Below are 22,035 nucleotides of genomic sequence, written 5' to 3'. Positions count from 1 at the left end.
GATGCTCAGTGATCCGGCGCCCAGTGATCCGGCGCCTTGTGATCTGGGGCCTTGAGATCTGGGGCCTTGTGACCCGACGCCATTTGAGCAGGGCACAGCCGTCAGGGTGCGGCCGGTGGCGTGACGCGGGTGCGCAGCGCCTGCCAGTCCCGCAACAGATCGCTTCGGCGGCGGGGCGGCTTGCGGTCCAGCAGGGTCAGGCCGGACATGCGTTCGGTTCGGAAATGCCGGATCGCGTTGCGGCTCTCGCACCAGCCGATCAGCAGGCAGTGGCAATCGTCATAGCCCAGCAGGATCGGCCAGACGCAGCGCTGGCTGTGCGCACCGTCCCCCGCGCGGTAGTCAAAGCGCACCACCCGGCCCCGGCGCAGGGCCGCGCGCAGGGGCGCCGTATCGATCATCTGCGCCGCCCCGGCCCGGTCGGGGCGAATGCCCAGCGTCGGGTGCTCCAGCACGAAACGCTGCGGCTGCGGCAGGGCCAGGCGGATCTTGGCCAGCGCATCCTGCGCCAGACGCGCCAGCGCCTGGTCGGGATGGCCCGCCACCCACTGCGCCCCGAGCGCCAGTGCCTCGGCCTCGTCCGGGGCCAGCGCCAGGGGCGGAATCTCATAGTCATCGGCCAGCACATAGCCCAGCCCGGCCTCGCCCTGGATCGGCACGCGCTGGCCGATCAGCTGGGCGATGTCGCGATAGACGGTGCGCCGCGAGACCTCAAGCTCGGCCGCGAGGGCGGCGGCGGTCACCGGCCGCGCGGTCCGGCGCAGGATCTGGATGATCTGGAACAGGCGGTCTGTGCTGCGCATGGCGGGGTCTCCTGCTGACAGAATGACGGCAGCAGGGACGCCCTGCAAGAGGCGGCGGCCGTTGGCGTCGAGGGCCCCTGAGGGCCGGGCGGCCGATGGCCCCGCTCGCCTGGGCGGCATGAGGACGGGCGGTTCCGGGGGCGGGCCTGACGGCCCTGTTCTGGCCTCCGGTGCTGATGCCGGGCCCGGCGGGATTGGCGGGGAAAGACGTCTGGCCGGTCCGCCCGCCCGGGACCGCCCCCCCCCTTGCCGGACCCACCGCGTGTCGTCCGGGAGGAGCCAGGCGTGCCCTCAACCGTAACGCCTCCCGTCAGCCGGTCCTGTTACCCCGGAGATGGCCAGCCCCGGGAGGGCGCGGGCATGCCTGCAGGACTGCCAGGGGCGCGCGCCGAAGACGGCCTACTGGACCCAATCCGTGCTGTCCCGGGACAGCTGATCTGAGGCAGTCTGCGGCGGCCGGCCCGGCTTCGGGGGGCGTTCGGCGCAGTCGTGGTTGCGGCAGATCGGCCTTTGCTCGCTGGCAGGGGCCGGTCATTCCGGCGCCCCGAAGGCGGTCGCACCGCGGCCGGTGTTCAACCCCAACGCCTTGCATTAGACTTGGCCGGGCAAGCATCTGCGGAACGGGGCGGACCCCGGCGGCGCGGCCCCGAAACGGCGGCCACCGCACCCCCCCGGCCATTCTTGCAGCGCGAAACGGAAATTTGGAGAGGCCGCAATGGCAACCACCGGCAAGCAACTGTTCACGACACTGGATGCGGACGGCACGCTGACCGTCGCGATCGAGGACGTGACCCTGCCCGATCCGACCGGCAACCAGGTCCTGGTAAAGATGGAAGCAGCGCCGATCAACCCCTCGGACCTCGCCATTCTGGTCGGGGCGGCGGATCTCGGGACCGCCCGCTTCTCGGCCGGGCGGTTCGTCGCGACTGTGCCCGAACCCTTCAACACCGCCGGCAAGGCGCGCCACGGCCTGAAGCTGCCCGCCGGCAACGAGGGCGCCGGTACCGTCGTGGCCACGGGCGAAGGGGCGGCCGCGCGGGCGCTTATGGGGCAGCGCGTCTGCTGCGTGCCCGGATCCGCCTACAGTCAATACTGCCTGGCCGAGGCCGCGCTGTGTCTGCCGCTGGGCGATCATACCGCCGAGGAAGGCGCCAGTGCCTTCGTCAATCCGATGACCGCCCTTGGTTTCGTCGAGACCGCCCGGCGGGATGGTCAGAACGCCATCGTGCATACTGTCGGGGCCTCGAACCTTGGCCAGATGCTGACCCGGATCTGCAACGAGGACGGCATCGGTCTGGTCAACATCGTGCGCAAGGACGATCAGGCCCGGCTGCTGGCCGGGCTGGGGGCGCGCCATGTGGTGAATTCCTCGGATCCCGATTTCATGACCCGGCTTTGTGCGGCGATCGAGGCCACCGGGGCCTTCTACGGCTTTGATCCCGTGGGCGGCGGCAAGACGGTCGACACGGTCTTTCGGGCCATGGAACAGGTCGCCGTCGGCCGGATGAGCGAATATTCCCGCTATGGCTCGAACCAGCCGAAGCGCATGTACATCTATGGGCGCCTGGATACCGGTCCGACGATCCTGTCGCCGGGCTACGGCTTTGGCTGGACGCTGTCGGGCTGGCTGCTGTTCCCCTTCCTGCAAGCCGCCGGTGCCGAGACCGTAGCCCGCATGCGCCAGCGTGTCCTGGACAACCTGACCACGACCTTCGCCAGCAGCTACAAGGCGCGGGTCAACCTGGAGGAAATGCTGACCCGCGAGGCTGTGACCGACTACCGCGCCATGAAGACCGGCGAGAAATACCTGGTCACCCCCTGGTCCTGAGCCCGGCCGCAGCAGTGCCCCCTTTGCGCCTGCTGTCCCGGGGTTCGGGGGCGCCCTGATGGCCCCGCAGGGGCACTGTTTCTGCCCCCTGACCGCCCATCGGATCAGCCCGCCGCGCGGCGTGAAAGGCCCCGCTGTCACGGTCGGTTCCGGGCTGTTGCGGCCAGGTCTCGGGCCTCAGAGGCGCAGGCCAGGGGCTGTTCACCGTGGTGACAGGGGGCAACGTCACGGACCCGCCGCAGCGCGGCTGCGCGGGCACGCGCGCCAGATGGGTCCGGGGACGGCGGGGATTGCGGTCTTGAAGGTGGGCCGGATGTGGCGCAGGCCGCCACCTGCGCATGGCCGCATGATGAGGGGCATTCAGGAAGGCGGGATGTCGGCCGCCCCCTGTGCCGCGCCATGGCGGTTACGGGGCCGTGGCACGATCTTGCAAAAGCGCGATGGCGCGCTGAGGTCGTCTTTCCGCGGATTGGCCGCGCGGAGGTTTTCGGGATCCGGCAGCAGCAGGCCGCCCTTGATCAGGGGGCAGATCGTCTTGCTGGCATGGCGGTTTCGCGCGATCTGTGCAAAGCGGGCGATCCCCCCCGGGGATGCGCTGCGGTATCCTGGGCCTCTGGCTGCCGCGCAAGGGGCCCGCGATGCTGCGCCGGAAGGGTCCGGCGCCAGACCGGACAGGCCGGCCCCGCCGTCGTGGCACCGGACGGGGGCGACAGACCAAGGCTGCCTCTGTCAGATCCGCCGTCATCGAGGGCGACAGCCGGTCGGCGCCGTGGGCCGTCGGCCGCCCTCAGCTTTGACCGGTGGCGATGGAAGGATGCCTCGGCGCGCAACTGCCGCATGCCTGGTGCTGCGGGTGGCACCCCCCCGGGGTTGGCAGGCTTCCGGCGGTCACGACTGCACCGGTTGCCGTAAGGGGGCGGCCTGCCAGGCCTTGAGGGCAGGCATGCCGGTTCCCGGTCCGGCAGGATCCTGTCGCGGGGCCCGGCCTCTGCGGTGTCGTCCGGTTGCGACCGGCCTGTGCTGGGGTGTCCCGCGGTCAGGGTGATTTCGGCGCTTTCGATCTGAAACCGCAGCATCGGTGCCAGCCGGGCCATCCCCTTGGGCATGCAGGCCACGAGGGCCGAGCGCCGCAGCCCGGGCGGGGGGCATCGCATCGGGCCGTCCGGCAAGATCGGCCTCATGCGGCCCGCCAGACGCCCGCGCCATGGCTGTCGAGGCGTCCGGCCGCAGGCGGTGGTGGCGGATCCGGTGCCGTCGGGCTTGGCAGACGGGCCCCGCGCTGCAACGGTTCGGGCGCCCTGGCAGCGCGGCACCGTCATCCGGTCCGGCCACAGCAGGTGGTTCCGCACCCCATGGGGCAGTTCGTTGCAAGGGGCCGGACCGGACAGCCTGCCAGCGATTGGCCAAAATTGCCCAGTGTTTAGGCAAATGGCGACATATTCACCCTGTTTCCCCCGGGCAAAATCGGCCGGATCGGGAAAATATTGACTTTTTGGTAAAAAATATCGGTCCTAAGGGAAGAAGCAGGAGGGATGCGCCATGCCGATCGATCTGACTACCCGTTTTACCGGTCTCGACTTCGTCAACCCGTTCGTGCTGGCCTCGGCGCCACCGACCGAGAGCAAACGCAAGATCCTGAAGGCCTTCGAGGCCGGCTGGGGCGGCGTCGTCACCAAGACCATCGGCCTGCATCCGGTGGAAAACGTCGCCGGTCCCAAGACGATCTACCAGCGCAGCAGCGAGACGAAGCCCTATGTGTCGCGTGAAAAGCGGCCCGAGACGGTCTCGCATTCCTCGTGGAACTGGGAACTGATCTCGGATCAGCCGCTGGAGATGTGGCTGCCCGATCTGGAAGAGATCAAGACCACCTATCCCGACCGCATGGTCATCGGCTCGATCATGGCCGGGGCGGGATCAGAGGCGGAAATGCAGAACTGGCAGAAGCTGGCCCGCGCGGTCATCGGGGCCGGCTGCGACGCGCTGGAGCTGAACCTGTCGTGCCCGCACATGGACCGCAAGGATATGGGCGCCCATATCGCCAATGACGAAGAGATCATCCGTTCGGTGCTGAAGGCGGTGACCACGGCGGTCGACGTGCCGGTCTGGGTCAAGCTGACGCCCTCGACCTCGTCGCTGGTCGATGCGGCGGGCGTGGCCTATGCGGCGGGCGCCTCGGCGATTTCGCTGTGCAACACCTTCCCCTCGCTGCCGCTGATGGACCCCGAGACCCTGAAATTCGAGGTCGAGGTCGACGGCCTCGTGACCTCGGGCGGGCAGGGGGGGCTGGCGATCCTGAACCAGGCGTTGCAGAAGGTGAATTCCATCGCCAAGGCCTATCCTGACGGAGCGATTTCGGGCATCGGCGGCATCAAGGGCTTCCGCGAGGCCTTCAACTTCATCGCCCATGGGGCCGGCAACCTGCAGATCTGCACCGCCGCGATGGAGGAAAAGGGCAGCGGCGGCGTCGGCGTCAAGCTGATCCAGGAGCTGACCGAAGATCTGAGCGATTACCTGGAACGCAAGGGGCATGACTCGATCGAGGCATTCCGGGGCATCGGGCGGGACCGGATCGTCGAACATTCCCGCATTCGTCGCAAGAGCGAGGATTACAATGGCGGCTACGCGCAGACGGCCTGACACGGCCGATCCCATGCGGCCGGTCTGAGCGTCTTGTCTGATGAGACCCGGTCCCGGACCGCCAGCCGGGGCGGCGCCGGTCCGGGACGCGGACTGATTGGACCTCGTCCATGGTCGATCGGAAACGAGGAGGCCCGTTTCGGGCGGTTCTGCGTATCGCGATCTTGCGGACGTGGCCGAGCTTGAGCCGCCGCCACATGACGGAAGGGAAGTGTGGGCGGATAGGTCAGGGAATCCGTTTGATGGGGCCCGAACCTAGCGGCCAGGCAGGGCGGCCCGGGGGGCTGTGGCCCGTGACACGCCCCAACGCAGTGTCACGCCCAGGCTGGCCACCAGGATGCAGACGAACCCTGCGTATTGGCTGGGGCGAAGGCTGTGCCCGTAGACCAGGGCCTCGACCAGGACGGCGCTGGCCGGGTAGACGAACAGCAGGACCGCCGCCAGGGCCATGGGCAGTTTCGGCAGCCCATTGTACAGCAGCGCATAGACCAGCCCGGTGTGGACGGCGCCGATGACCGCGAACCAGCCCCATTGCGCGGCGCTGACCCGCATCGGGCCCAGCGGCGCCAGCAGGCACAAAAGGGCGGCTCCGCACAGGCACTGGATCAGCGCCAGCTGCGGCGGGCGGATCCCCTTCAGCCCCTTCGCCAGCAGCGTCACGAAGGAATACAGCAGCGCCGCGCTGACGGTGCAGCCGATGCCGATCCACCAGGCACGGTTCGGGGCCAGCCCGCCCGTGGCATAGCCGGTCGCAAGGATCAACCCCGCCAGCGCCAGCGCCACCCAGCCGAAGGTCGCCGCATGCAGGCGCTCGCCAAACAGCAGCGCCGCCAGGATCACCACGAAGAAGGGCTGGACATGGAAAAGGACCGTCGCCACCGCGATGCCCGTGCGCTCGATGGCCATGAAGAACAGGATCCAGTTGCCGACCATGAAGACGCCGCTCAGGACCGCCAGCAGCAGGACCCGCAACGGCAGGCGCAAAAGCCCCGGCAATCCGCCCTGCAGCGCCAGGAACAGGGTCAGGGCCAGCGCGCCGATCAGGCACCGGTAAAAGGCCACCGAGACCGGGTCCGCCCCGCTTTGCAGGACGCAAACCCCCAGTGAGCCCAGCAGGAACTGGGCGGCGAAAACGCTCAGCATCCCTTCTGTCCGTTCCGTCATCGCCCCTGTCCTTCCGATCTTGTGCGGCGACAGGCTTAGCAGCGTTGACTGTTCCATCAAGAAATATAAACTAACTGCATTATTTGGGATTTCTGAAGAATAATGCAGCTCGATCATGTTTTGCTTCGAACCTTCGTGGCCTCGATCGACGCCATGAGCTTTACGCGGGCGGCGGCCAAGATCCACAAGTCGCCCGCCACGGTCTCGACCCAGATTGCCCGGCTCGAGGCCGAGATCGGCACGCCCCTGTTCATCCGTGACACGCGGAACCTGTCGCTGACCCGCGCCGGAGAAGAGCTGGAGGCCTATGCCCGGCGCATCCTGCGGCTGCACGACGAGGCGGTCGAGGCCTTCCGCCGCCCCGACATGGTCGGCCGGATCCGCATCGGCGCCCCCGAAGACTACATCTCGCTGCTGCTGCCGCCGGTGCTGCGCCGCTTCGGGTTGCTGTTCCCCCGGGTCGAGATCGAGATGACCTGTTCACAGTCCACCGCGCTTCTGCCCCGGATCGCGGCGGCAGAGCTGGATCTGGCCATCGTCACGCGCTCTGCCGGGGTCACCGGGCAACTGATCCGCCGCGAGCCGATGGTCTGGATCGCCAGCCGCGAGCGGATCGCGCTGGAACGCCGTCCGCTGCCGGTGGCGCTGTTCGAACCGGGCAGCCAGGCGCGGGCGGTGGTTCTGGCGGCCCTGGGGCGGGGCAACATCCCATTTCGGCTGGCCTATGAAAGCGTCAGCCAGCTTGCGCTGCTGACATTGGTCGAGGCGGGTCTGGCGGTCGCCGCGATCACCCGGATGTCGGCGCCCGGATCGGTGATCGAACTGGGCCCGGCCGATGGCCTGCCCGAGGTCGAGCCGCTGGACGTGGTTCTGGTGCGGGGGCCGGGATCCGACAACCCGCTTTGCGATGCCATGGCCGAAGCGGTCCGCGAGGCCTCGCATCCGGCCGAGGGGCTGCCCCGGGCTGCGGCGGGCTGAGGCCCCCCTCGGGGCCGGATCCCGGTCTGCAGTCACGTCGGCCGGGCCTTCGCGCCCCGGGGGGCGGAAAAGCGCCGGGCTGTCGTCCAGCCACTTGTCCTTATGCCAGACCTTTCAGCATGTTGGCGTATCTTGTGCCGGAAAAAGTGTCAACTGCGCTCGGCATACGCCGCCGCCGGGTGGTGCTGTGCGGAGGCCCGTCCAATGGGTGAAGCGACGCTGTGGCTGGGATGGATCGGAGAGGGCAACTGCAGGAGCAGAAAGGGGCATCCGCACCCGCGCCGATGCGGATCGTCCGGTTGCGGCCGGGCATGTCCCACCGCCCGGTGACCCGGAAATTGGCTTGGGAGTCTGGAATGCACTGACTTCTGGCCACCCGCGCGGGCGCTGCAATGACGCACGGGGGGCTGCTGCGACCGGCCGTGCCTCTTCCGCATTTCCAACGGGATCGGGCCGAAGGTGGGGCAAGGGCTGTGCCCTGCAGCGTCGGGTCCGGGCATCTGGCAGCTGGCGGGGCGGCGGCCCGCCACCCTGATCGGGGAACGGTCGGGACCGGCCTGTGCCTGTGCGCCTCTCCCCCCCTTGCGGGGCATTGCGGCGGATGGGCCTGCCCTGACGGGGCTTCGATCGGATGGCGCCGGGCAGTGCGGGGCGCGCCAGCGCCCCTGTCCCGTTGCTCTGCCCCCGACCGACGGCTTATGGCCGTCGTTTCAGACCGCCGGACCCAGCGAACTGATGCCGGATGCAAGGCCTGCGCATTCCCCTGGGGCAGGCAGGTTCAGGCCACGCCCTTCCAGGTCTCGGGGGTCAGGTAGACGACGCTATCATCGGCGCTGACCATGACCTCGCCGTCCTGGATATTGACCTGCAGCTTCATCGCCCGGCTGGCCAGCCCGGCCAGTGCGGTGCTGTCGGCCTGCGCGACATTGACCACGCGCAGGTTGTCGAAACGGGCCGCGCCATGCCGGACCTTGTCCCACCAGACCTCGGCCGGGCGGCCGCCATAGGCATAGACCACGACCTGCCCGGACTTGCTGCAGGACTGTCGCAGGACCTTCTCGCTGGGCTGGCCAAGGGCCACCCAGACGTCGATCTCGCCGCTGAGGCTTTTTTGCCAGAGGTCGGGCTCGTCATCCGTCGACAGACCCTTGGTCAGTTCCAGATGTTCGTGCGCATTCAGGGCGAAGGCGACGAGGCGCAGCATCAGACGCTCGTCCGTCTCCGAGGGATGCTTGGCGACCGTCAGCTTGTGCGTCTCGTAATAGTGGCGGTCCATGTCCGAAACCGACAGCTCGACTTTGTAAATGGTGGCATTCTGCGCCATGATCTTTCCAGCCCTTGCAAGGATCGGGCTGCCTACCGCGTGCGGCCGGTCTTGGAAAGCAGATATGGCAGGCGCCGTCCGACATGACCGCCCCTGTCAGGACGGCAGGGACCCGGACGATGACCGGGGCAATGCCCGGCCACTTGGCCTCTCCCCTTGTCGGAACTGCCCCGTGTCGGGCCGGGTGGTGTGGACTGGCCCGGCCCTTGTCCGACGGCCGGGACCGGCCGCTTCGGGCGATCCGCACGAAGGGGGGCGGCATGGCGCAAAGCCAGGCGGCCGGGCGCGCTGTCAGCCCGACCGTCCACCCTGCGCACCGCGTGGCGGGTCCCGGAAAGGCTGCCGGGGACCGTCATTTCGGTCGTCATGATCCGGCCACAGGCGCCGGACCGGACGCGCCACTTCAGGCGCCTCTGGCCGGGGGCGAACATTGCGGTTTCCCAATGTTCCGGTCAGGGCAACGCATCCTTGCATCGCCATCTTGAGGGCATCAGATCACCAAGGGCGAAGGAGACCCTGACGATGGAACGGATCAAGATGGGGCTGGCAGCCGTGCTCATGGGGGCCGTGGCGGTTGCCGGTTTGTGCTTTGGCCTGATGGCGCTGCTGATCATGTCGATGATCGGGGCCGTGGCTGTGCTGGCGGCCCGCATCGCGGCGCCGGTGCTGATCAAGCGGATGGAGGCCCGGCGCGCCCAAGGCGGTTCCGGCCCGCACGAAGAGGTCGTCTGGATCCACGTTCCGGGCTGATCGCGGCAGGCCACAGGCGATGAACACGGACGGCGCCGGGGCAGGGATGCCCTGGCGCTTTTTGCGTTCCGGCTGTGACAGGCGCCTCAGTCGAAGGCGACGGTCACCACAAGCCCTCCGGCTTTGGCATCGCCCAGGGTCAGGGTCGCTGCGTGCTGATCCGCGATGGCCCTGACCAGCGCCAGCCCCAGACCGGATCCCGGAGTGCTGCGACTTGCCTCGAGGCGGACGAGGCGCCGCTGCACGTTGTCCCGCTGATCTGCCGGGATGCCGGGGCCGCCGTCCGTCACCCGCAGGGTGCCTGCGTCGATTTCGACCTGGATTTCGGTGCCGGGGGCATGGCGCAGAGCGTTCTCGATCAGGTTCGCGATCAGTCGCGACAGAAGGTGGCGATCCCCGGTGACGGCTCGGGGCTGACGCACCGCGCTCGTCAGGCTGCCGCCAGCTTCTTCGACCGCAGGGCCGTAGATCTCGACCATGTCACGGACCAGCGTTTCCAGATGAACCGGCCCGAAGCTGTCGCGCCCCTGTCCGCCCTCCAGCTGCGCGATCTGCAACAGGGACTGAAAAGTCCCGATGATCCCGCGCGTCTCGCTGCGCGCCGCCTCAAGCGCATCGGCGGCGGCCTCGCTGAGGCTTGTGTCCCCAAGCCGTTCGAGGTGAACGGCAACGCGCTGGATCGGGGTCTTCAGATCATGCGCGATGTCCGAACCGATCTGGCGCAAGGCCTCGGTCGCGGCTTCCTGCGCGGTTGCCATGCGGTCCAGGTCGCGCCCGATGTCGCCCAGGTCGGTGTCGGGGTAGGGGGCGCCGACACGGGCCCTCAGGTCGCCTTCGCTGATCGCATGCAGCGTGCTGCGGATACCGTCCACGCGCCGCCCGGTGCGCCGGACCGCCACGATCGCGATGGCCCAGGTCAGCAGCAGCGCCGGCAGAAAACTGTAACCCAGAATGGCCACGAAGGTTTCGTTCAGCTCTGACACGGCTTCGCGGCCGACAAGCACCGTCGCCTGGCCGGCGGGCAGGCGGGCCGTCATCGCAAGATAGCTGTCGGCGGTGCCCTTTAGCGGCAGGCTGTCGCCTGGAATGATCCCCTGCAGGGCTCCGGTCAGCGGCAGGGTGCCCACCCGTGTCGCGCCAATGCTGACGCCCAGCAGCAGGCGGTCGGTTTCGGCCGCCCCCGCGATTTCCTGCGTGCGTTCGCGCAGTTCTTCCGGATCGTCGATCTTTCGCAGCTCTTCGATGACCTGCGCGCCACGATCGGCGATGTCCGATGAAAGCGTCCGGTGCATCATCACATAGGCCGCGCCAAGGCCGGCCGACAGGAACACCGAAAAGACCGCGATCAGCACCACGGCCAGCCGGAACGGCGTCGAGCGCGATGGCTTCATGCGCAAACCCGGTAGCCAGAGCCCCTGACCGTCTCGATGAGGGCGGTTTCGAAGGGCTTGTCGACCTTGCCGCGCAGGCGGCTCATGTGGCTTTCCACAACGTTGGTCTGAGGATCGAAATGGATGTCCCAGACGGCCTCCAGCAGCATGGTGCGGGTCTGCACGCGGCCCTTGCGGCGCAACAGGTGTTCCAGCAGGGCGAATTCGCGCGGTTGCAGGTCGATCTCCTGCCCGGCACGGGTGACGCGGCGCGACAGCAGGTTCATCTCCAGGTCCAGCGCGCGCAGCACCGTGGGTTCGTCCGACGGCGGCGGACGGCGGGCCAGGGCGTTCAGTCGGGCCGAAAGTTCGCCGAAGGCGAAGGGCTTGACCAGATAGTCGTCAGCCCCGGCATTCAGGCCATCGATCCGGTCCTCGACGCCATCAAGCGAGGTCAGCAGAAGGACGGGAACCGGGCTTTTGGAGGCCCGCAGCGTGCGCAGGATCGACATTCCGTCGACACCCGGCACCATCCGGTCCAGCACCATGACGTCGTAGCTGCCCGACATGGCCTGAACGAGCCCCTCGCGACCGTCGGCAATAAGGTCGACCACATGGCCTTCGGCGCGCAGGCCGGATGCGATGTAGTCGCCGGTGATGCTGTCGTCCTCGATGACCAGAATATGCATGCCCTGCCTTCCCCTTCCCGCGGGCGGTGACCGTCACCGCCCGCATCCCCTTCTACAGCTTTGCCCCGGTTTACACGTCGGGCAGGGGTCTGTCAGTCGTCACTGGCCTCGTCGTCGCCATGGTGGTCCATCTCCGGGGTCATGCTGGTGATCGCCCCGGTGGCCGCATCGACGAAGTAGCTCTGGACGGCCGTCCCCGAGGTGTCGGCGACCTCGACCTCATAGCCCCAGGATTTGCTGGCGTCGTCCTGTTCCCAGGCGGCCGACATCAGGGTGCCGGAGACCTTGCCCTGAACGCTGGTGATCGCGTCCCCCAACGACAGGTGGCTGGCCTGAAGCGCCTGGATCTCGGCCGTATCCGGGGTTTCGCCATGCTGGCTGGTCGCGGCCCAGGCGGCCCCGGCGATGCCACCGGCAAGGGTCAGCGGAAGCACGGTCATGGTGAGGATGCGTTTCATGGTCTTTCCTTTCGGGTCTGGATGCGGGCCCGGCGGGCTGCCGTCGCCTCGTGAACCAGATTTGGGCACCCCGCTTTGCCGGTGCCTGACGACCAGATTGATTATCCGTAATGCCGTGAAACCGCAGATTACCGATTTGCAATCTTTCCGTCAGGCAGCGGCGAGGTCGCACATCCAAAACAGCCTCATCACGTCCAACGCTGAGGTCCTGTCTCATGAAACAACTATTGCTCGCCACGGCCCTGATCGCGGTTCCGGTCGCGGTCTTTTCGGCCGTGGAGCATTCCATCGTGCCGCCCGCACCGGCCACGGCTTCGGTGCAGCCGTCTCTGGGGGATATGTCACCGTTCCAGACCATTGTCACCGACACCCAGAGCATTGCGGCAAGCGGCGACATGGTCGCGGCAGAAAAACGCATCACCGATCTGGAAACCGCCTGGGACAAGGCCGCGAAGGTGATGCGGGCGCGGGCGCCGGTGGCCTGGGGCAATGTCGATGCCGCGGCCGATGCGGCCTTTTCGGCGCTGCGGGCGAAATCCCCTGATCCGGCCAGGGTGGATGCCGCGCTGAACGCGCTGAGCGCAGTGCTGGCGGCCCCCGGTGGCGGCGCGGCCGCAGGCCCGCAGGAACAGGTTGCAGGCATTGCCGTCACGGATGCAGGCGGCCACCCGATTGCCTGTGAAGTGATGCTGAACGCGCTGCGTGACGGCATCGCGGCAGGCCGGGTGCCGGCCGACAAGCAGATCAAGGTAGGTGACCTGCAAGCGCAGGCCACCGAACGCTGCAACGCCGATGACGACCGCCGCGCCGATGGCTTTTCCGCCCAGGCGCTGGCCCTTTTGACCCCGAAGGAGCTTTCCAGATGACCACGATCGAATCCTGCGGCCCCGCACCCACCCCCCACAACAAGGTGCCCGAGGTGACGCCCGGCTTCTGGGTGATCAAGCTGATGGCCGTCACCATGGGCGAAACCGCCGCCGACTATCTGAACGTGAACCTCGGCTTCGGGCTGACCAACACATCGCTGATGATGTCGCTGATCCTGGCGGGCACCCTGGCGCTGCAATTCGCGCGCGACCGCTACGTCCCCTGGAGCTACTGGCTGAACGTGGTGCTGATTTCGGTGGTGGGAACGCTGCTGACCGACAACCTGGTCGACAATCTCGGCGTCAGCCTGGTGACCTGTACCGTCGGCTTTGCCATCCTGCTTGGCCTGACGTTCCTGGCCTGGTTCCGCCTGGAGGGCACGTTGTCGATCCATGCGGTCGATACCCCGAAACGAGAGGCCTTCTACTGGCTTGCCATCCTTTACACCTTCGCGCTCGGGACGGCGGCAGGCGATCTGGTGGCAGAGCACTTTGGCCTGGGTTACCTTGCCACGGGCGTGCTTTTCGGATCGGTGATCCTGAGCCTGGCGGCCGGGTATTTCCGGCTCGGCCTCGACGGGATCTTCGCCTTCTGGCTGATCTACATCCTGACCCGTCCCCTGGGCGCCAGCTTTGGCGATCTGCTGTCGCAGCCGGCGCAATACGGTGGCATGGGCCTTGGGACGATCTCTACCAGCCTGATGTTCCTGCTGGTCATCATGGTGACTGTCGGCGGAATGACCTTGATCCTTCGCCGAAAATCGCAAGTTTAGGGTCCGTTCCTCTCCCCGGTGAGCCAAAACCTCACCGGGGTTACATTCTGAAGGCCAACACCGGGGTCCCATGCACAACTTCCTCGCGAACCTTTTGCCGACGCTCGATTCCCTTGGGGTCTGGTCCTATTGGATCATCGGGCTGTTCTCGTTTCTGGAAGGGTGGTGGCTGACCGGCGTCATTGCGCCGGGTACCTTGGTGGTGGATGCGGGCGGCGCGCTTGTCCGGCTGGGGCATCTTGGTTTCTTCGATCTCGTCTGGTTCGTGGCCATCGGCGCGATCATCGGCGGCGAGGTCAGCTGGCACAGCGGCCAATGGCTGGGCAGCCGGGTGCGCCTGCCCCGGGGCAAGACCTTCCTGCGGGCGCAGGACCTGGTGCGGCGCAGGGGCCCGATTGCCGTCGTGATCGGCCGCTTCCTTGGCCCGGTGGCCGGGCTTGCCGCACTTGCCGCGGCGATGTCCGGCATGAAGCGGCGTCAGTTCGTGATCTGGAACATCGTCAGCGGCTTCATCTATGCGCTGGCGCATGTCGCGATGGGCTACCTTGCCGGAGACATCCTGGCCCGGATCACACCCTATCTGCCCCGGATCATCCTGCCGCTTGGCCTGCTGGCAGCAATCATCCTGATCACCTGGATCGTGACGCGCCAGATCCGGCGCGGCTGGCCCGTCCTTGCGGAAACGCTGGAAGCCCTCGCGCTGCGCCTGGCCGACTGGCCGGCAGCGCGCGCCCTGGCCGCGCGGCACCCCGGAACGGCAGCATTCGTCAAAGCCCGCCTGCACCTGCGCGACGGCAGCGGGCTGATGACAACCGCCATTTGCATGCTGCTGATCTATCTGGCCGGGGTGTTCATCGACAATGCCTTCGATCTGACCTTCCTGCCGGAAACCGCGGCACTGGATCATCGGGTCGCGAACCTGGCCCATGCCTACTGGACGGATACCGGGTTGCGCATTGCCGGCTGGCTGACGCAGCTGGGACATGCTCCGGTGTCGGCGACCATTTCTGTGGGCGCCGTTGTCGCGCTGGCGCTTTGGGGGCGGCGGGCGGCGGCGATCGGCCTGGCGGTTTCGGTGCTGGGCGACGCTGTGACCGTGACCCTGCTGAAGCTCGCCTTCGGTCGCGCCCGGCCGTCCCTCGGCTATTTCCTCGAAAGCTCGCACAGCTTCCCTTCCGGTCATGCCGGGATTTCCGTTGCCCTTTATGCCTGCATCTTTGTCATGCTGTGGCGGGAACGGTTTATCGGCCCGACCTTCGCGCTGATCGCCGGCACGGGCGTTGCGGCCACGCTGGGGCTGACGCGGATCTACCTGGTCGAGCACTATCTTTCCGATGTCCTGAACGGCTGGGTCATTGGCGCCATCTGGCTGGTGATCGGCTTTGCCATCGCCGAGCAGCTGCGCCGCACGCACGGCCCCTCCCGTCCGCCGGTCCGGGTTGCGGCGGCCGTCGTGGTTGTGCTGGCGCTAAGTGCGGCAGGCTGGCTGGCAGTTGCCCGCCAACCCGTCCTGCGACAGGCGCAGGCGGCCCCGCCCACGGTCGTCGCGGACATTGCCGCGACGGTCACTGCACCGGGCTATCCGCTTGAGGTCATGACCCTGACCGGCGAGGACCTGCCGCCGGTTTCGATGATCATCGAAGGCGAGGCGCCGCAGGCGCTCGCGGCGCGGCTGGTGCCTGCAGGCTGGACGGTCGTGCCCGCCCCGGGGATGGTGTCAATTCTGTCCGCGCTGCGCCAGGACCTCTCGGACAAGAGCCGCGCAGACGCGACTGTCGCCCCCGCCTTCCGCGATGCGTTGCCTGCGACGATCACGCTGCGGGCGCCGTCCGGGCATAGTGTCCTGCGCCTGTGGCCAGCCGGTCGGACCCCCACGGGCTTGCCCATTGTCGCCGGAGCGTTTGCCCCCGTAGGAGATCTGGCCGAATGGTCCGGGCAGAGCGTCCGTGGCGATGTTCAGTCGCTGCTTCCCGGTCGCTCAGAGCAATATCCGACCGCGATCGCATCCGGCCGGACCGACCTTTACGGCACGTCCTGGCGCACAGATGGCCAACTTGTCCTGATGACCATCCAGCAGCCTGTCCCGGCGCCTGCAAAGCCCTGATGGCCGGACTGTGAACCGGTCAAAGGCGACAGCCAAAACCGGATGCCCTCTGGTCTTCCCCTGTGAAAAGACCAAGGCATGCCGAAACGAAGGCATCACGATGCGGGCTGCCGGGGCCACGTGCCGGACGAAACTGTCCGGTATTGTCGAGGCCTCATCTGGGCTGAAGGGCCAGCGTATCTTCTGTCTGCAGCCGGATTTTCTGCCCCGAACGGACGTTTGGCGGCGTTGTGAAACAGGAGGGCCGAAACAGGTCATCGCCCCGGATATAGATGCGAAGCCCCGGCGCCTTTCGGGCAAGGCGTGACCTCCTGCAAGGCGCCGGTCAGGATCGGACGCGCAACGGTCGTGACCGAACCGGCATCGGGCACGCCTGCTGCCCCAGATCGCAAAGATCGCCTGCATCCGGGCGGCAGGCCCCTGCGGATGGCCGCGCAGGCGTTCCTGGTGGCGACAAGGCCGGTGGAGTGCGGGAAGGGGCAGGGCGGCCTTGCTTCTGCCTGGGCTGGCCTGGGGCCCCGTCCGGCACGGTCTTCGTGTTCCGCTCAACGCGGACCGGCCGGATCCAGATCCTGCTCCGGGACGACAAGCCGTTGTCAGGTCATTGGTGGCGTGGATGGCTCTCTCTCTCTGCCGATATGAAACTCTCCCACATCGGCGGCGCTCAAACTCGCCACCAAGCCGCGCCATCCATGACAAGGTTTGGCAGGGTCGGCGTCGACCGGGCCCGGCCTGCCTTTCAGCTTTATCGCATCAATGCCTGAGGGGGGCTGCGGCGCAACCAAAGGCCCAAAATCGTCCAGCGTCTTGCGCCCTGCCCGAATGGCACAAAGGCCTGAGCGGGCACGCATCGTGGGGGTCATGAGCCCGGCCAATTCCGCCACGACATCCGGCGGAAGGTCAGCCGTAACCGCGGCCCCGGTGAGGCCGCGCCAGGGCATCGAACCTCCGGCGGGAGACCGATGCGGAGGGGGATATGCGCGCTGCTGCGGCGCCAGCTTCGGTACGAAACGGGTGCGACAGCCCGTCGAAGGGCATTGCGCGCCCCGGGGCCTGCCGCATGCTTTCTGAGGCTGCATGTTCTGACCTGCTCGCCTGCAAATCCCCAGACGCCAGATCGTGGCGGCCGCCATTCCAGGATTTCCGACCGATCGCTGACAGCTCCCGGTGCGACCTTCGCCGCAGGCCGAACTGCGTTGCGCCAAGCGACATCGCACCCTTCGATCTTTGGCACCGGCGCATGAAACCTCCACAAAGCGACAACGGCCCGCCTTGGTCTGGCCGCGACCCCGCCCGGGTCCCCGGCAGGGCAGACCGCGCTGATACTGCCCGGGGGCCGCCGCCCATGACCTTCAGCTTTCGCCCTTTACGCCGCTGCCGCGCTCTCAGCCCCCTGACCTGCCCGCGGGGCCCGACACCAGGCCTCTGTCGGGCCGGGCGCATCGGCAACCGCGCAAGCCCGGGACCTGTCAATGGGCTTGGCGATCCGTGCTCAGATCGTATCTACCAGAACCTTGCCATTTTTCCTGTGCCGTTCGATCATCCTGCGCCCGATCCTGCCCGAAACCAATGGCCGCACCGGAGCGCAGCCTTCCCGCGCAAGCAGACCCGGAAACAGCGTCGAAATTTCCTGCCGGGCCTCTGCGCTGACCAGCGCATCGAACTGCGGGCCGACGAAGAGTGATTCAGTCTCGGCACCATTCGACACAAGGATTTCATGGCGATCGAAGAGCAGGTGATAATAGGTCACCTCACGGGCATCCTCGAGGGTCGTGATGCCGGGGCAGCCCGCCAGCTGGCGGGCCGGAACCAGAACTTCGGCACTTCCTGTCATCCTCTGGGCCACGGCAGACCGCAGAAGCACCCTGTGTTGCGGCGAAAGTGTCAGCGGGCTGGAGGGCCGTCCTGCCCCGAGCGCCCCGGCCGCAATACGGATCGGCCTGAGGCGCGGCGCCAGGCGCAATTCGGCATCACCAAGCACCCGTCGGCCAATCCAGCGGATCGGCTGAAGACCGTTGTCGCGCGTCATGACGACATCGCTCACGGCCAGATCCTCGACGGGGCAGGTGGTGTTGCCGTCGATCAGGATCCGGGTTCCCTTGCCAAAGCAGACGACGGCCGTGACGCGGATTTCCTCGATCTGAAAGAATGTCAGCTCGCCGGCATTGTTGCCCTGTGCGTCGCGCAGCCTGACATAGCCGTCGTAGGTGGCCCCGGATCCGCTGGTGTAGCTTTGCGTGATGACGATCGTGTAGCTGGCCGGGTCAAGCGCGCTCAGATCCAGGACGTCATGATCGGAACCCGTTTCACCGCCGAAGATGCGGTCATGGTTGCCAGCGTCCAGAGAGGTGATGCGGAAGACGTCGCTGCCCTCGCCGCCCTGCAGCAGATCGACACCCGCCCCCCCCTCCAGCACATCATCGCCCGAGCCGCCATCCAGCAGGTCCTGGCCCTGCCCACCCGACAGCAGATCATCCCCCGGTCCGCCAAAGATCCGGTCATCTCCGTCCTGCCCTTCCAGAAAATCGTTCCCCGCCTGTCCCTCCAACAGGTCCTGGCCGGGGCCGCCCATCAGGTGATCAGCCCCATTTCCGCCGAACAGCAGGTCGTCCCCCTGACCGCCGTCCAGAATATCGTCGCCCCCCAGGCCCACCAGGGTATCCTGCCCCCCCAGACCCGAAATCCGGTCTGACTGCTGGGTTCCGATCAGAACGTCATTTTCGGACGTGCCTTCTATGTTCCCGGAGGGATCTCCGGAAATTGGGCCAACGCCAGCCATCCAATGCTCCTGGTTTCACCAGTGAAAAACGCAAGCCCGACGCCGGCGGCAGGATATGGTCTAAGGTCAAATGGCTTGGAATGATGCCCTGGGCTTCAGATCAATCCGGTCGCCATGTTTCGCGTCGAGGCAGCCTAAGGTTGCATTTGAGTCAAGGAATGGTGACTTCAAAAGACGATTTCTTGTTTCTATCCCTGAGGATATGCGGATATCCGTCGGACCCCGCGGCAGGTACGGCAGATACGTTTTCATGCCTTTTATCCCATTGATATAAATGGTATTTAAAGGTATCAAATGGTATTTTGATTTTTGTTAATATATACCCAAACGGATATCCAAAATGCAGCAGATTGTTGCATTCCGGATCGTAAATCTATTATTAACCACCCCATTCAACTATGCCTGCCCCACAGGCAGTCGGCCATCATACCCCTTGGAGTGGAACTTTTCCGAAGGAAATGGACCAGGCGACATTTGGTCAGACGTCGGCCCACTGAATTTGCGTTCATGTGGCATATAGGGCCGGGGCGATGCGTATGACGACGAACGACCGCATCAAATGTTGCACGGCGAAGGGCGGACGCTCCTGGCTGATCGGGATCGTCCAGGGCTGGACCATGGGGTGGCAGGCGCGCGGGTCCTTCGACCTCGTCCCTTCGAAAGTCGACGACGAAAGGCGGGCATGAAGGACAGCCTGCGCTATCCACTCGCCATCCGCGAGCCAAAAGAGGGCTCTTCGGGGCCCGGCGGCAAGGCGTGTCCGACCCTGCACCGAAGGACTGGATTTCGACGGTAATGATACCGACAAGGTGGCGGCAACGCGCCCCGGGCATTGGCCGACAAACGCTTCCCCAAAGCCGTTTTCGGATCCAGCGCACCCGAGGCGCCAGCTGCGGGGTTGGCAATTGTCGGAATCCGGTAAGGCAGCGCGCCCAGACCGCGAGGTCCTGCAACTCAGGTCAGGTTCTTCAATAGGCGACGCCCGATCTGCCGGTCGGGATCTGGCATTCCCTCGGCGGATCTCGCCGGGCGAAACATCGTAAAAATTTCGCTAATCTGTCTTATGTAACTTTACTTGAGAAGCAAGGCGGCGGTCGGCCAGATCATGGCTGGTATTTTGGGGACCCTCCAGAACGGACCCAGCAGGCGGGCCTTGTCCGGGCCCTTTGGGCGTTGTTGCAGAAAGGCGGCCTGAGGCGTGAGTGCCCCTTTCCCGTTCAGGCTCAGGCCACGCGAACAACCTCGGCGGTGCCGAGCGCGTTGAAGCGATTGATAAGAGCGACGCGGATGTGGATTTCGGCGGTTTGGCGATCGGGGTCCCTTGCAGCGATGCGCTCGCCGAAGGACTTGATGCAGCGCATCTTGGCCTCCACGCGGCTGCGAGCGTGGTATCCGGTCCACCGTTTCCAGAACGCCCGGCCGTAGTGACGTGTGGCGCGCAGGGGTTCGTTGCGCGCCTTGGCAGCCGGGCAGTCCTCTTTCCAAGCCCGACCGTTCCTTCGGATCGGTATGATTGCCGAGCCGCCGCGTGCGATGATGGCGCTGTGACATCGGCGGGTATCGTAGGCGCCATCCGCAGTCACGGTGCCGATGTCCTCGTCCTCGGGGATCTGGCCCAACAGGTCTGGCAGGATGGGGCTGTCGCCTTCCCGGCTGGGGGTGAACTCAACGGCCCGGATATCCGAAGTGGTAGTGTCCATTGCCAGATGCACCTTGCGCCATTGGCGACGACCCTGAACACCATGCTTGCGGGCCTGCCATTCGCCGTCGCCAAGAAACTTGATGCCGGTGCTGTCCACCAGCAGATTCAGCGGCCCGTCGGCACGACGATAGGGGATCTGCACCTTGAGGGTCTTCTGCCTACGGCACAGCGTCGAGTAGTCGGGAATGGGCCAGTCCAGTCCTGCGAGCCGCAGGAGGCTCGCGACCATCCCGGCTGTCTGTCTGAGCGGCAGTTTGAACAGCACCTTGATCGACAGGCAGAACTGGATCGCGGCATCCGAGAAAACTGGCGGGCGCCCTGGGCGTCCCTCATGCGGCGCGTGCCAGGCCATCTCCTTGTTCAGCCAGATCAGCAGTGACCCGCGCTTCCTGAGCGCATCGTTGTAGGTAGACCAGTTTGTCGTGTGGTAGCGGGCGGGCTTGGGCTTGCTCATGCAGCGCGTCTAACCGCATGGATTCCCGATGTGAATCCTTCACCGGCTGAGTTCTGCAACAACGCCCCCCCAGCCGCTGCTGGCGGCGCAATCGACAGGCCGGCTGACGACCCTGACCGAGTCCATCGTCCGGCGCGTCCTGACCGATGCCAGCGGCACCCGCGCCACCGGCGTCGAGGTCCTGGATGCCAAAAGCCGCGCCTCCCGCACCGTCACCGCCCGTGCCGTCGTGCTGTGCTGCTCGCCCATCGAAACCGTGCGGCTGATGCTGAACTCGGCCAGTGACCGGCATCCCAACGGGCTGGCCAACAGCAGCGGGGTCCTGGGACGCTACTTCATGGACCAGGTGCCGTTGCTGATCTTCGCCAGCGCGCCCGGATCCACCGGTCAGGAAGACGATCCCACCTGGCCCGCGGATCCGTTCTACGGCCGCACCGGGGGCACGTTCATTCCCCGCTGGCAGAACGTCGGCGGTCAGGATGAACCCTTCCTGCGCGGCTACGGCTTTCAGGGTACCGCAGGGCGGCTTTATGTCCGTCCGGGCAAGGCCTCGCAGGTCGCGATCATGGGCTTTTGCGAATTGCTGCCCAATGCCGACAACCGCGTCACCCTGGCCCCCCGCCGCCGCGATCACTGGGGCCTGCCCGTGCCGCATATCCGCTGCCACATCGGCGACAACGAACGCAAGCTGCTGGGCGCGGCCACCGTCGAAATCCGCAAGATGGTCGAAGAGGCGGGCTTTGCCACCGAATGGGTCGGCTCACCTCTGGGTCTTGAGGAATTCGGCCGCGGCGCCTATCCGGATGCCGATCCGGTCAGCCGCTTCATCTTCCGAAAGTTCTTCAAGAAATCCATGACCATGGGCGGCGCAATCCATGAAAGCGGCGGCGTCCGCATGGGCGAGGATCCTGCCACATCCGTGCTGGATTCCCGGAACCGCAGCTGGGATGTGCCCAACCTTCTGGTCACCGACGCCTCTGCCTTCCCCACCGGAGGCACCTCGGGCACCACGCTGACCATCATGGCGATGACCCTGCGCGCCTGCTCGGCCCTGGCCGACGACCTGGACGCGGGCGCGCTCTGAAAGGCACCGGGTGTCGGGGGGCGCCGGTTCAGGGCCACGGAAAGGTCCCGCTCCGCGGCCTGCACGGCCCGGCCCGCTCCCGAAAAGCCGCGTCGCACCGCCAGCGCCCAGACGTGCTGGCGGTCATGGCCATGCAAACGGCCGGGACTTGGGCGGCACCGGTGAGGGCGTGCCGACAGGCCGCCCATCCCCCGCGCCGCGACCTGCCGCCGACGGCGGTGCCCGGCGACAAGGACCGGGATTTCGGCGGCCGGGAACGCCGCCGCAGGATC

Annotated in this window: 16 protein-coding genes; 8 read left to right on the top strand and 8 right to left on the bottom strand. The window is 66.7% G+C overall.

Going from position 1 to position 22,035, the window contains the following annotated elements; translation table 11 throughout:
* Positions 1 to 101: 101 nt before the first annotated feature.
* Positions 102 to 803 (bottom strand): helix-turn-helix transcriptional regulator, encoded by a 702-nt coding sequence (locus AC2ITM_RS18935; RefSeq protein WP_486469979.1) that lies wholly within the window; start codon positions 801 to 803, stop codon positions 102 to 104.
* 715 nt (positions 804 to 1,518) lie between these two features.
* On the opposite strand from AC2ITM_RS18935, the gene AC2ITM_RS18930 reads away from it, so the two are divergent.
* Both AC2ITM_RS18930 and AC2ITM_RS18925 read left to right on the top strand, forming a co-directional pair.
* Positions 1,519 to 2,631 (top strand): zinc-binding dehydrogenase, encoded by a 1,113-nt coding sequence (locus AC2ITM_RS18930; RefSeq protein ID WP_486469978.1) that lies wholly within the window; start codon positions 1,519 to 1,521, stop codon positions 2,629 to 2,631.
* A gap of 1,539 nt (positions 2,632 to 4,170) precedes the next feature.
* The gene (locus AC2ITM_RS18925; protein ID WP_486469977.1) at positions 4,171 to 5,268 is read left to right on the top strand and encodes a tRNA-dihydrouridine synthase; all 1,098 of its coding nucleotides are present in this window, start codon (positions 4,171 to 4,173) and stop codon (positions 5,266 to 5,268) included.
* Positions 5,269 to 5,523: 255 nt separating this feature from the next.
* Here AC2ITM_RS18925 and AC2ITM_RS18920 read toward each other — a convergent pair whose 3' ends face one another.
* Positions 5,524 to 6,432 carry a DMT family transporter gene (locus AC2ITM_RS18920; RefSeq protein ID WP_486469976.1) on the bottom strand — a complete coding sequence of 303 codons (909 nt, stop codon included), beginning with the start codon at positions 6,430 to 6,432 and terminating at the stop codon, positions 5,524 to 5,526.
* Between the two features lie 102 nt (positions 6,433 to 6,534).
* Between AC2ITM_RS18920 and AC2ITM_RS18915 the strand changes: the two genes are divergently transcribed.
* The gene (locus tag AC2ITM_RS18915; RefSeq protein WP_486469975.1) at positions 6,535 to 7,410 is read left to right on the top strand and encodes a LysR substrate-binding domain-containing protein; all 876 of its coding nucleotides are present in this window, start codon (positions 6,535 to 6,537) and stop codon (positions 7,408 to 7,410) included.
* Positions 7,411 to 8,188: 778 nt separating this feature from the next.
* Here AC2ITM_RS18915 and AC2ITM_RS18910 read toward each other — a convergent pair.
* The gene (locus tag AC2ITM_RS18910) at positions 8,189 to 8,734 is read right to left on the bottom strand and encodes a YaeQ family protein (protein WP_486469974.1); all 546 of its coding nucleotides are present in this window, start codon (positions 8,732 to 8,734) and stop codon (positions 8,189 to 8,191) included.
* Between the two features lie 522 nt (positions 8,735 to 9,256).
* On the opposite strand from AC2ITM_RS18910, the gene AC2ITM_RS18905 reads away from it, so the two are divergent.
* A complete protein-coding gene (locus AC2ITM_RS18905) occupies positions 9,257 to 9,484 on the top strand; it encodes a hypothetical protein (protein ID WP_486469973.1) in 228 nt (75 codons plus the stop codon).
* Positions 9,485 to 9,570: 86 nt separating this feature from the next.
* Here AC2ITM_RS18905 and AC2ITM_RS18900 read toward each other — a convergent pair whose 3' ends face one another.
* The 3 genes from AC2ITM_RS18900 to AC2ITM_RS18890 all read right to left on the bottom strand — a co-directional run bounded on the left by AC2ITM_RS18900 (position 9,571) and on the right by AC2ITM_RS18890 (position 12,001).
* Positions 9,571 to 10,875 carry a sensor histidine kinase gene (locus tag AC2ITM_RS18900; RefSeq protein ID WP_486469972.1) on the bottom strand — a complete coding sequence of 435 codons (1,305 nt, stop codon included), beginning with the start codon at positions 10,873 to 10,875 and terminating at the stop codon, positions 9,571 to 9,573.
* A complete protein-coding gene (locus tag AC2ITM_RS18895) occupies positions 10,872 to 11,543 on the bottom strand; it encodes a winged helix-turn-helix domain-containing protein (RefSeq protein ID WP_486469971.1) in 672 nt (223 codons plus the stop codon). Before AC2ITM_RS18895 ends, AC2ITM_RS18900 begins: the two co-directional genes overlap by 4 nt.
* Positions 11,544 to 11,635: 92 nt before the next feature.
* Entirely contained in the window at positions 11,636 to 12,001 is a 366-nt protein-coding gene (locus tag AC2ITM_RS18890; RefSeq protein WP_486469970.1) for a PepSY domain-containing protein, read from the bottom strand.
* Between the two features lie 215 nt (positions 12,002 to 12,216).
* Here AC2ITM_RS18890 and AC2ITM_RS18885 point away from each other — a divergent pair, with 215 nt between their 5' ends.
* The 3 genes from AC2ITM_RS18885 (at position 12,217) to AC2ITM_RS18875 (ending at position 15,744) form a co-directional block, all read left to right on the top strand.
* Positions 12,217 to 12,867 (top strand): hypothetical protein, encoded by a 651-nt coding sequence (locus tag AC2ITM_RS18885; protein ID WP_486469969.1) that lies wholly within the window; start codon positions 12,217 to 12,219, stop codon positions 12,865 to 12,867.
* Positions 12,864 to 13,640 (top strand): COG4705 family protein, encoded by a 777-nt coding sequence (locus AC2ITM_RS18880; RefSeq protein ID WP_486469968.1) that lies wholly within the window; start codon positions 12,864 to 12,866, stop codon positions 13,638 to 13,640. The genes AC2ITM_RS18885 and AC2ITM_RS18880 overlap by 4 nt, the downstream gene beginning before the upstream one ends.
* 70 nt (positions 13,641 to 13,710) lie before the next feature.
* A complete protein-coding gene (locus AC2ITM_RS18875; protein WP_486469967.1) occupies positions 13,711 to 15,744 on the top strand; it encodes a bifunctional DedA family/phosphatase PAP2 family protein in 2,034 nt (677 codons plus the stop codon).
* A 1,492-nt stretch (positions 15,745 to 17,236) separates the two neighbouring features.
* On the opposite strand, the gene AC2ITM_RS18870 is transcribed toward AC2ITM_RS18875, so the two are convergent.
* Positions 17,237 to 18,523, bottom strand: coding sequence for a Hint domain-containing protein (locus tag AC2ITM_RS18870; protein ID WP_486469966.1), 1,287 nt, complete (start codon positions 18,521 to 18,523; stop codon positions 17,237 to 17,239).
* A 1,223-nt stretch (positions 18,524 to 19,746) separates the two neighbouring features.
* Positions 19,747 to 20,679 (bottom strand): IS5 family transposase, encoded by a 933-nt coding sequence (locus AC2ITM_RS18865; RefSeq protein WP_486469965.1) that lies wholly within the window; start codon positions 20,677 to 20,679, stop codon positions 19,747 to 19,749.
* Positions 20,680 to 20,713: 34 nt separating this feature from the next.
* Here AC2ITM_RS18865 and AC2ITM_RS18860 point away from each other — a divergent pair, with 34 nt between their 5' ends.
* Complete coding sequence (locus AC2ITM_RS18860) at positions 20,714 to 21,763, top strand: GMC oxidoreductase (protein WP_486470050.1); 1,050 nt, start codon at positions 20,714 to 20,716, stop codon at positions 21,761 to 21,763.
* Positions 21,764 to 22,035 lie beyond the last annotated feature (272 nt).

It is taken from the genome of Pseudooceanicola sp. NS-SX9, assembly GCF_057380705.1.
The sequence above is the reverse complement of the archived record's forward strand: the minus strand, read 5'-3'. Positions and strand labels throughout refer to the sequence as shown.

What these genes read in the sequence shown, in the direction of transcription:
- AC2ITM_RS18910 (WP_486469974.1), bottom strand. Translation starts at nt 8,734, where the DNA reads ATGGCGCAGAATGCCACCATTTACAAAGTCGAGCTGTCGGTTTCGGAC.
- AC2ITM_RS18930 (WP_486469978.1), top strand. Translation starts at nt 1,519, where the DNA reads ATGGCAACCACCGGCAAGCAACTGTTCACGACACTGGATGCGGACGGC.
- AC2ITM_RS18905 (WP_486469973.1), top strand. Translation starts at nt 9,257, where the DNA reads ATGGAACGGATCAAGATGGGGCTGGCAGCCGTGCTCATGGGGGCCGTG.
- AC2ITM_RS18900 (WP_486469972.1), bottom strand. Translation starts at nt 10,875, where the DNA reads ATGAAGCCATCGCGCTCGACGCCGTTCCGGCTGGCCGTGGTGCTGATC.
- AC2ITM_RS18870 (WP_486469966.1), bottom strand. Translation starts at nt 18,523, where the DNA reads ATGGCTGGCGTTGGCCCAATTTCCGGAGATCCCTCCGGGAACATAGAA.
- AC2ITM_RS18915 (WP_486469975.1), top strand. Translation starts at nt 6,535, where the DNA reads ATGCAGCTCGATCATGTTTTGCTTCGAACCTTCGTGGCCTCGATCGAC.
- AC2ITM_RS18865 (WP_486469965.1), bottom strand. Translation starts at nt 20,679, where the DNA reads ATGAGCAAGCCCAAGCCCGCCCGCTACCACACGACAAACTGGTCTACC.
- AC2ITM_RS18925 (WP_486469977.1), top strand. Translation starts at nt 4,171, where the DNA reads ATGCCGATCGATCTGACTACCCGTTTTACCGGTCTCGACTTCGTCAAC.
- AC2ITM_RS18935 (WP_486469979.1), bottom strand. Translation starts at nt 803, where the DNA reads ATGCGCAGCACAGACCGCCTGTTCCAGATCATCCAGATCCTGCGCCGG.
- AC2ITM_RS18875 (WP_486469967.1), top strand. Translation starts at nt 13,711, where the DNA reads ATGCACAACTTCCTCGCGAACCTTTTGCCGACGCTCGATTCCCTTGGG.
- AC2ITM_RS18890 (WP_486469970.1), bottom strand. Translation starts at nt 12,001, where the DNA reads ATGAAACGCATCCTCACCATGACCGTGCTTCCGCTGACCCTTGCCGGT.
- AC2ITM_RS18885 (WP_486469969.1), top strand. Translation starts at nt 12,217, where the DNA reads ATGAAACAACTATTGCTCGCCACGGCCCTGATCGCGGTTCCGGTCGCG.
- AC2ITM_RS18880 (WP_486469968.1), top strand. Translation starts at nt 12,864, where the DNA reads ATGACCACGATCGAATCCTGCGGCCCCGCACCCACCCCCCACAACAAG.
- AC2ITM_RS18920 (WP_486469976.1), bottom strand. Translation starts at nt 6,432, where the DNA reads ATGACGGAACGGACAGAAGGGATGCTGAGCGTTTTCGCCGCCCAGTTC.
- AC2ITM_RS18895 (WP_486469971.1), bottom strand. Translation starts at nt 11,543, where the DNA reads ATGCATATTCTGGTCATCGAGGACGACAGCATCACCGGCGACTACATC.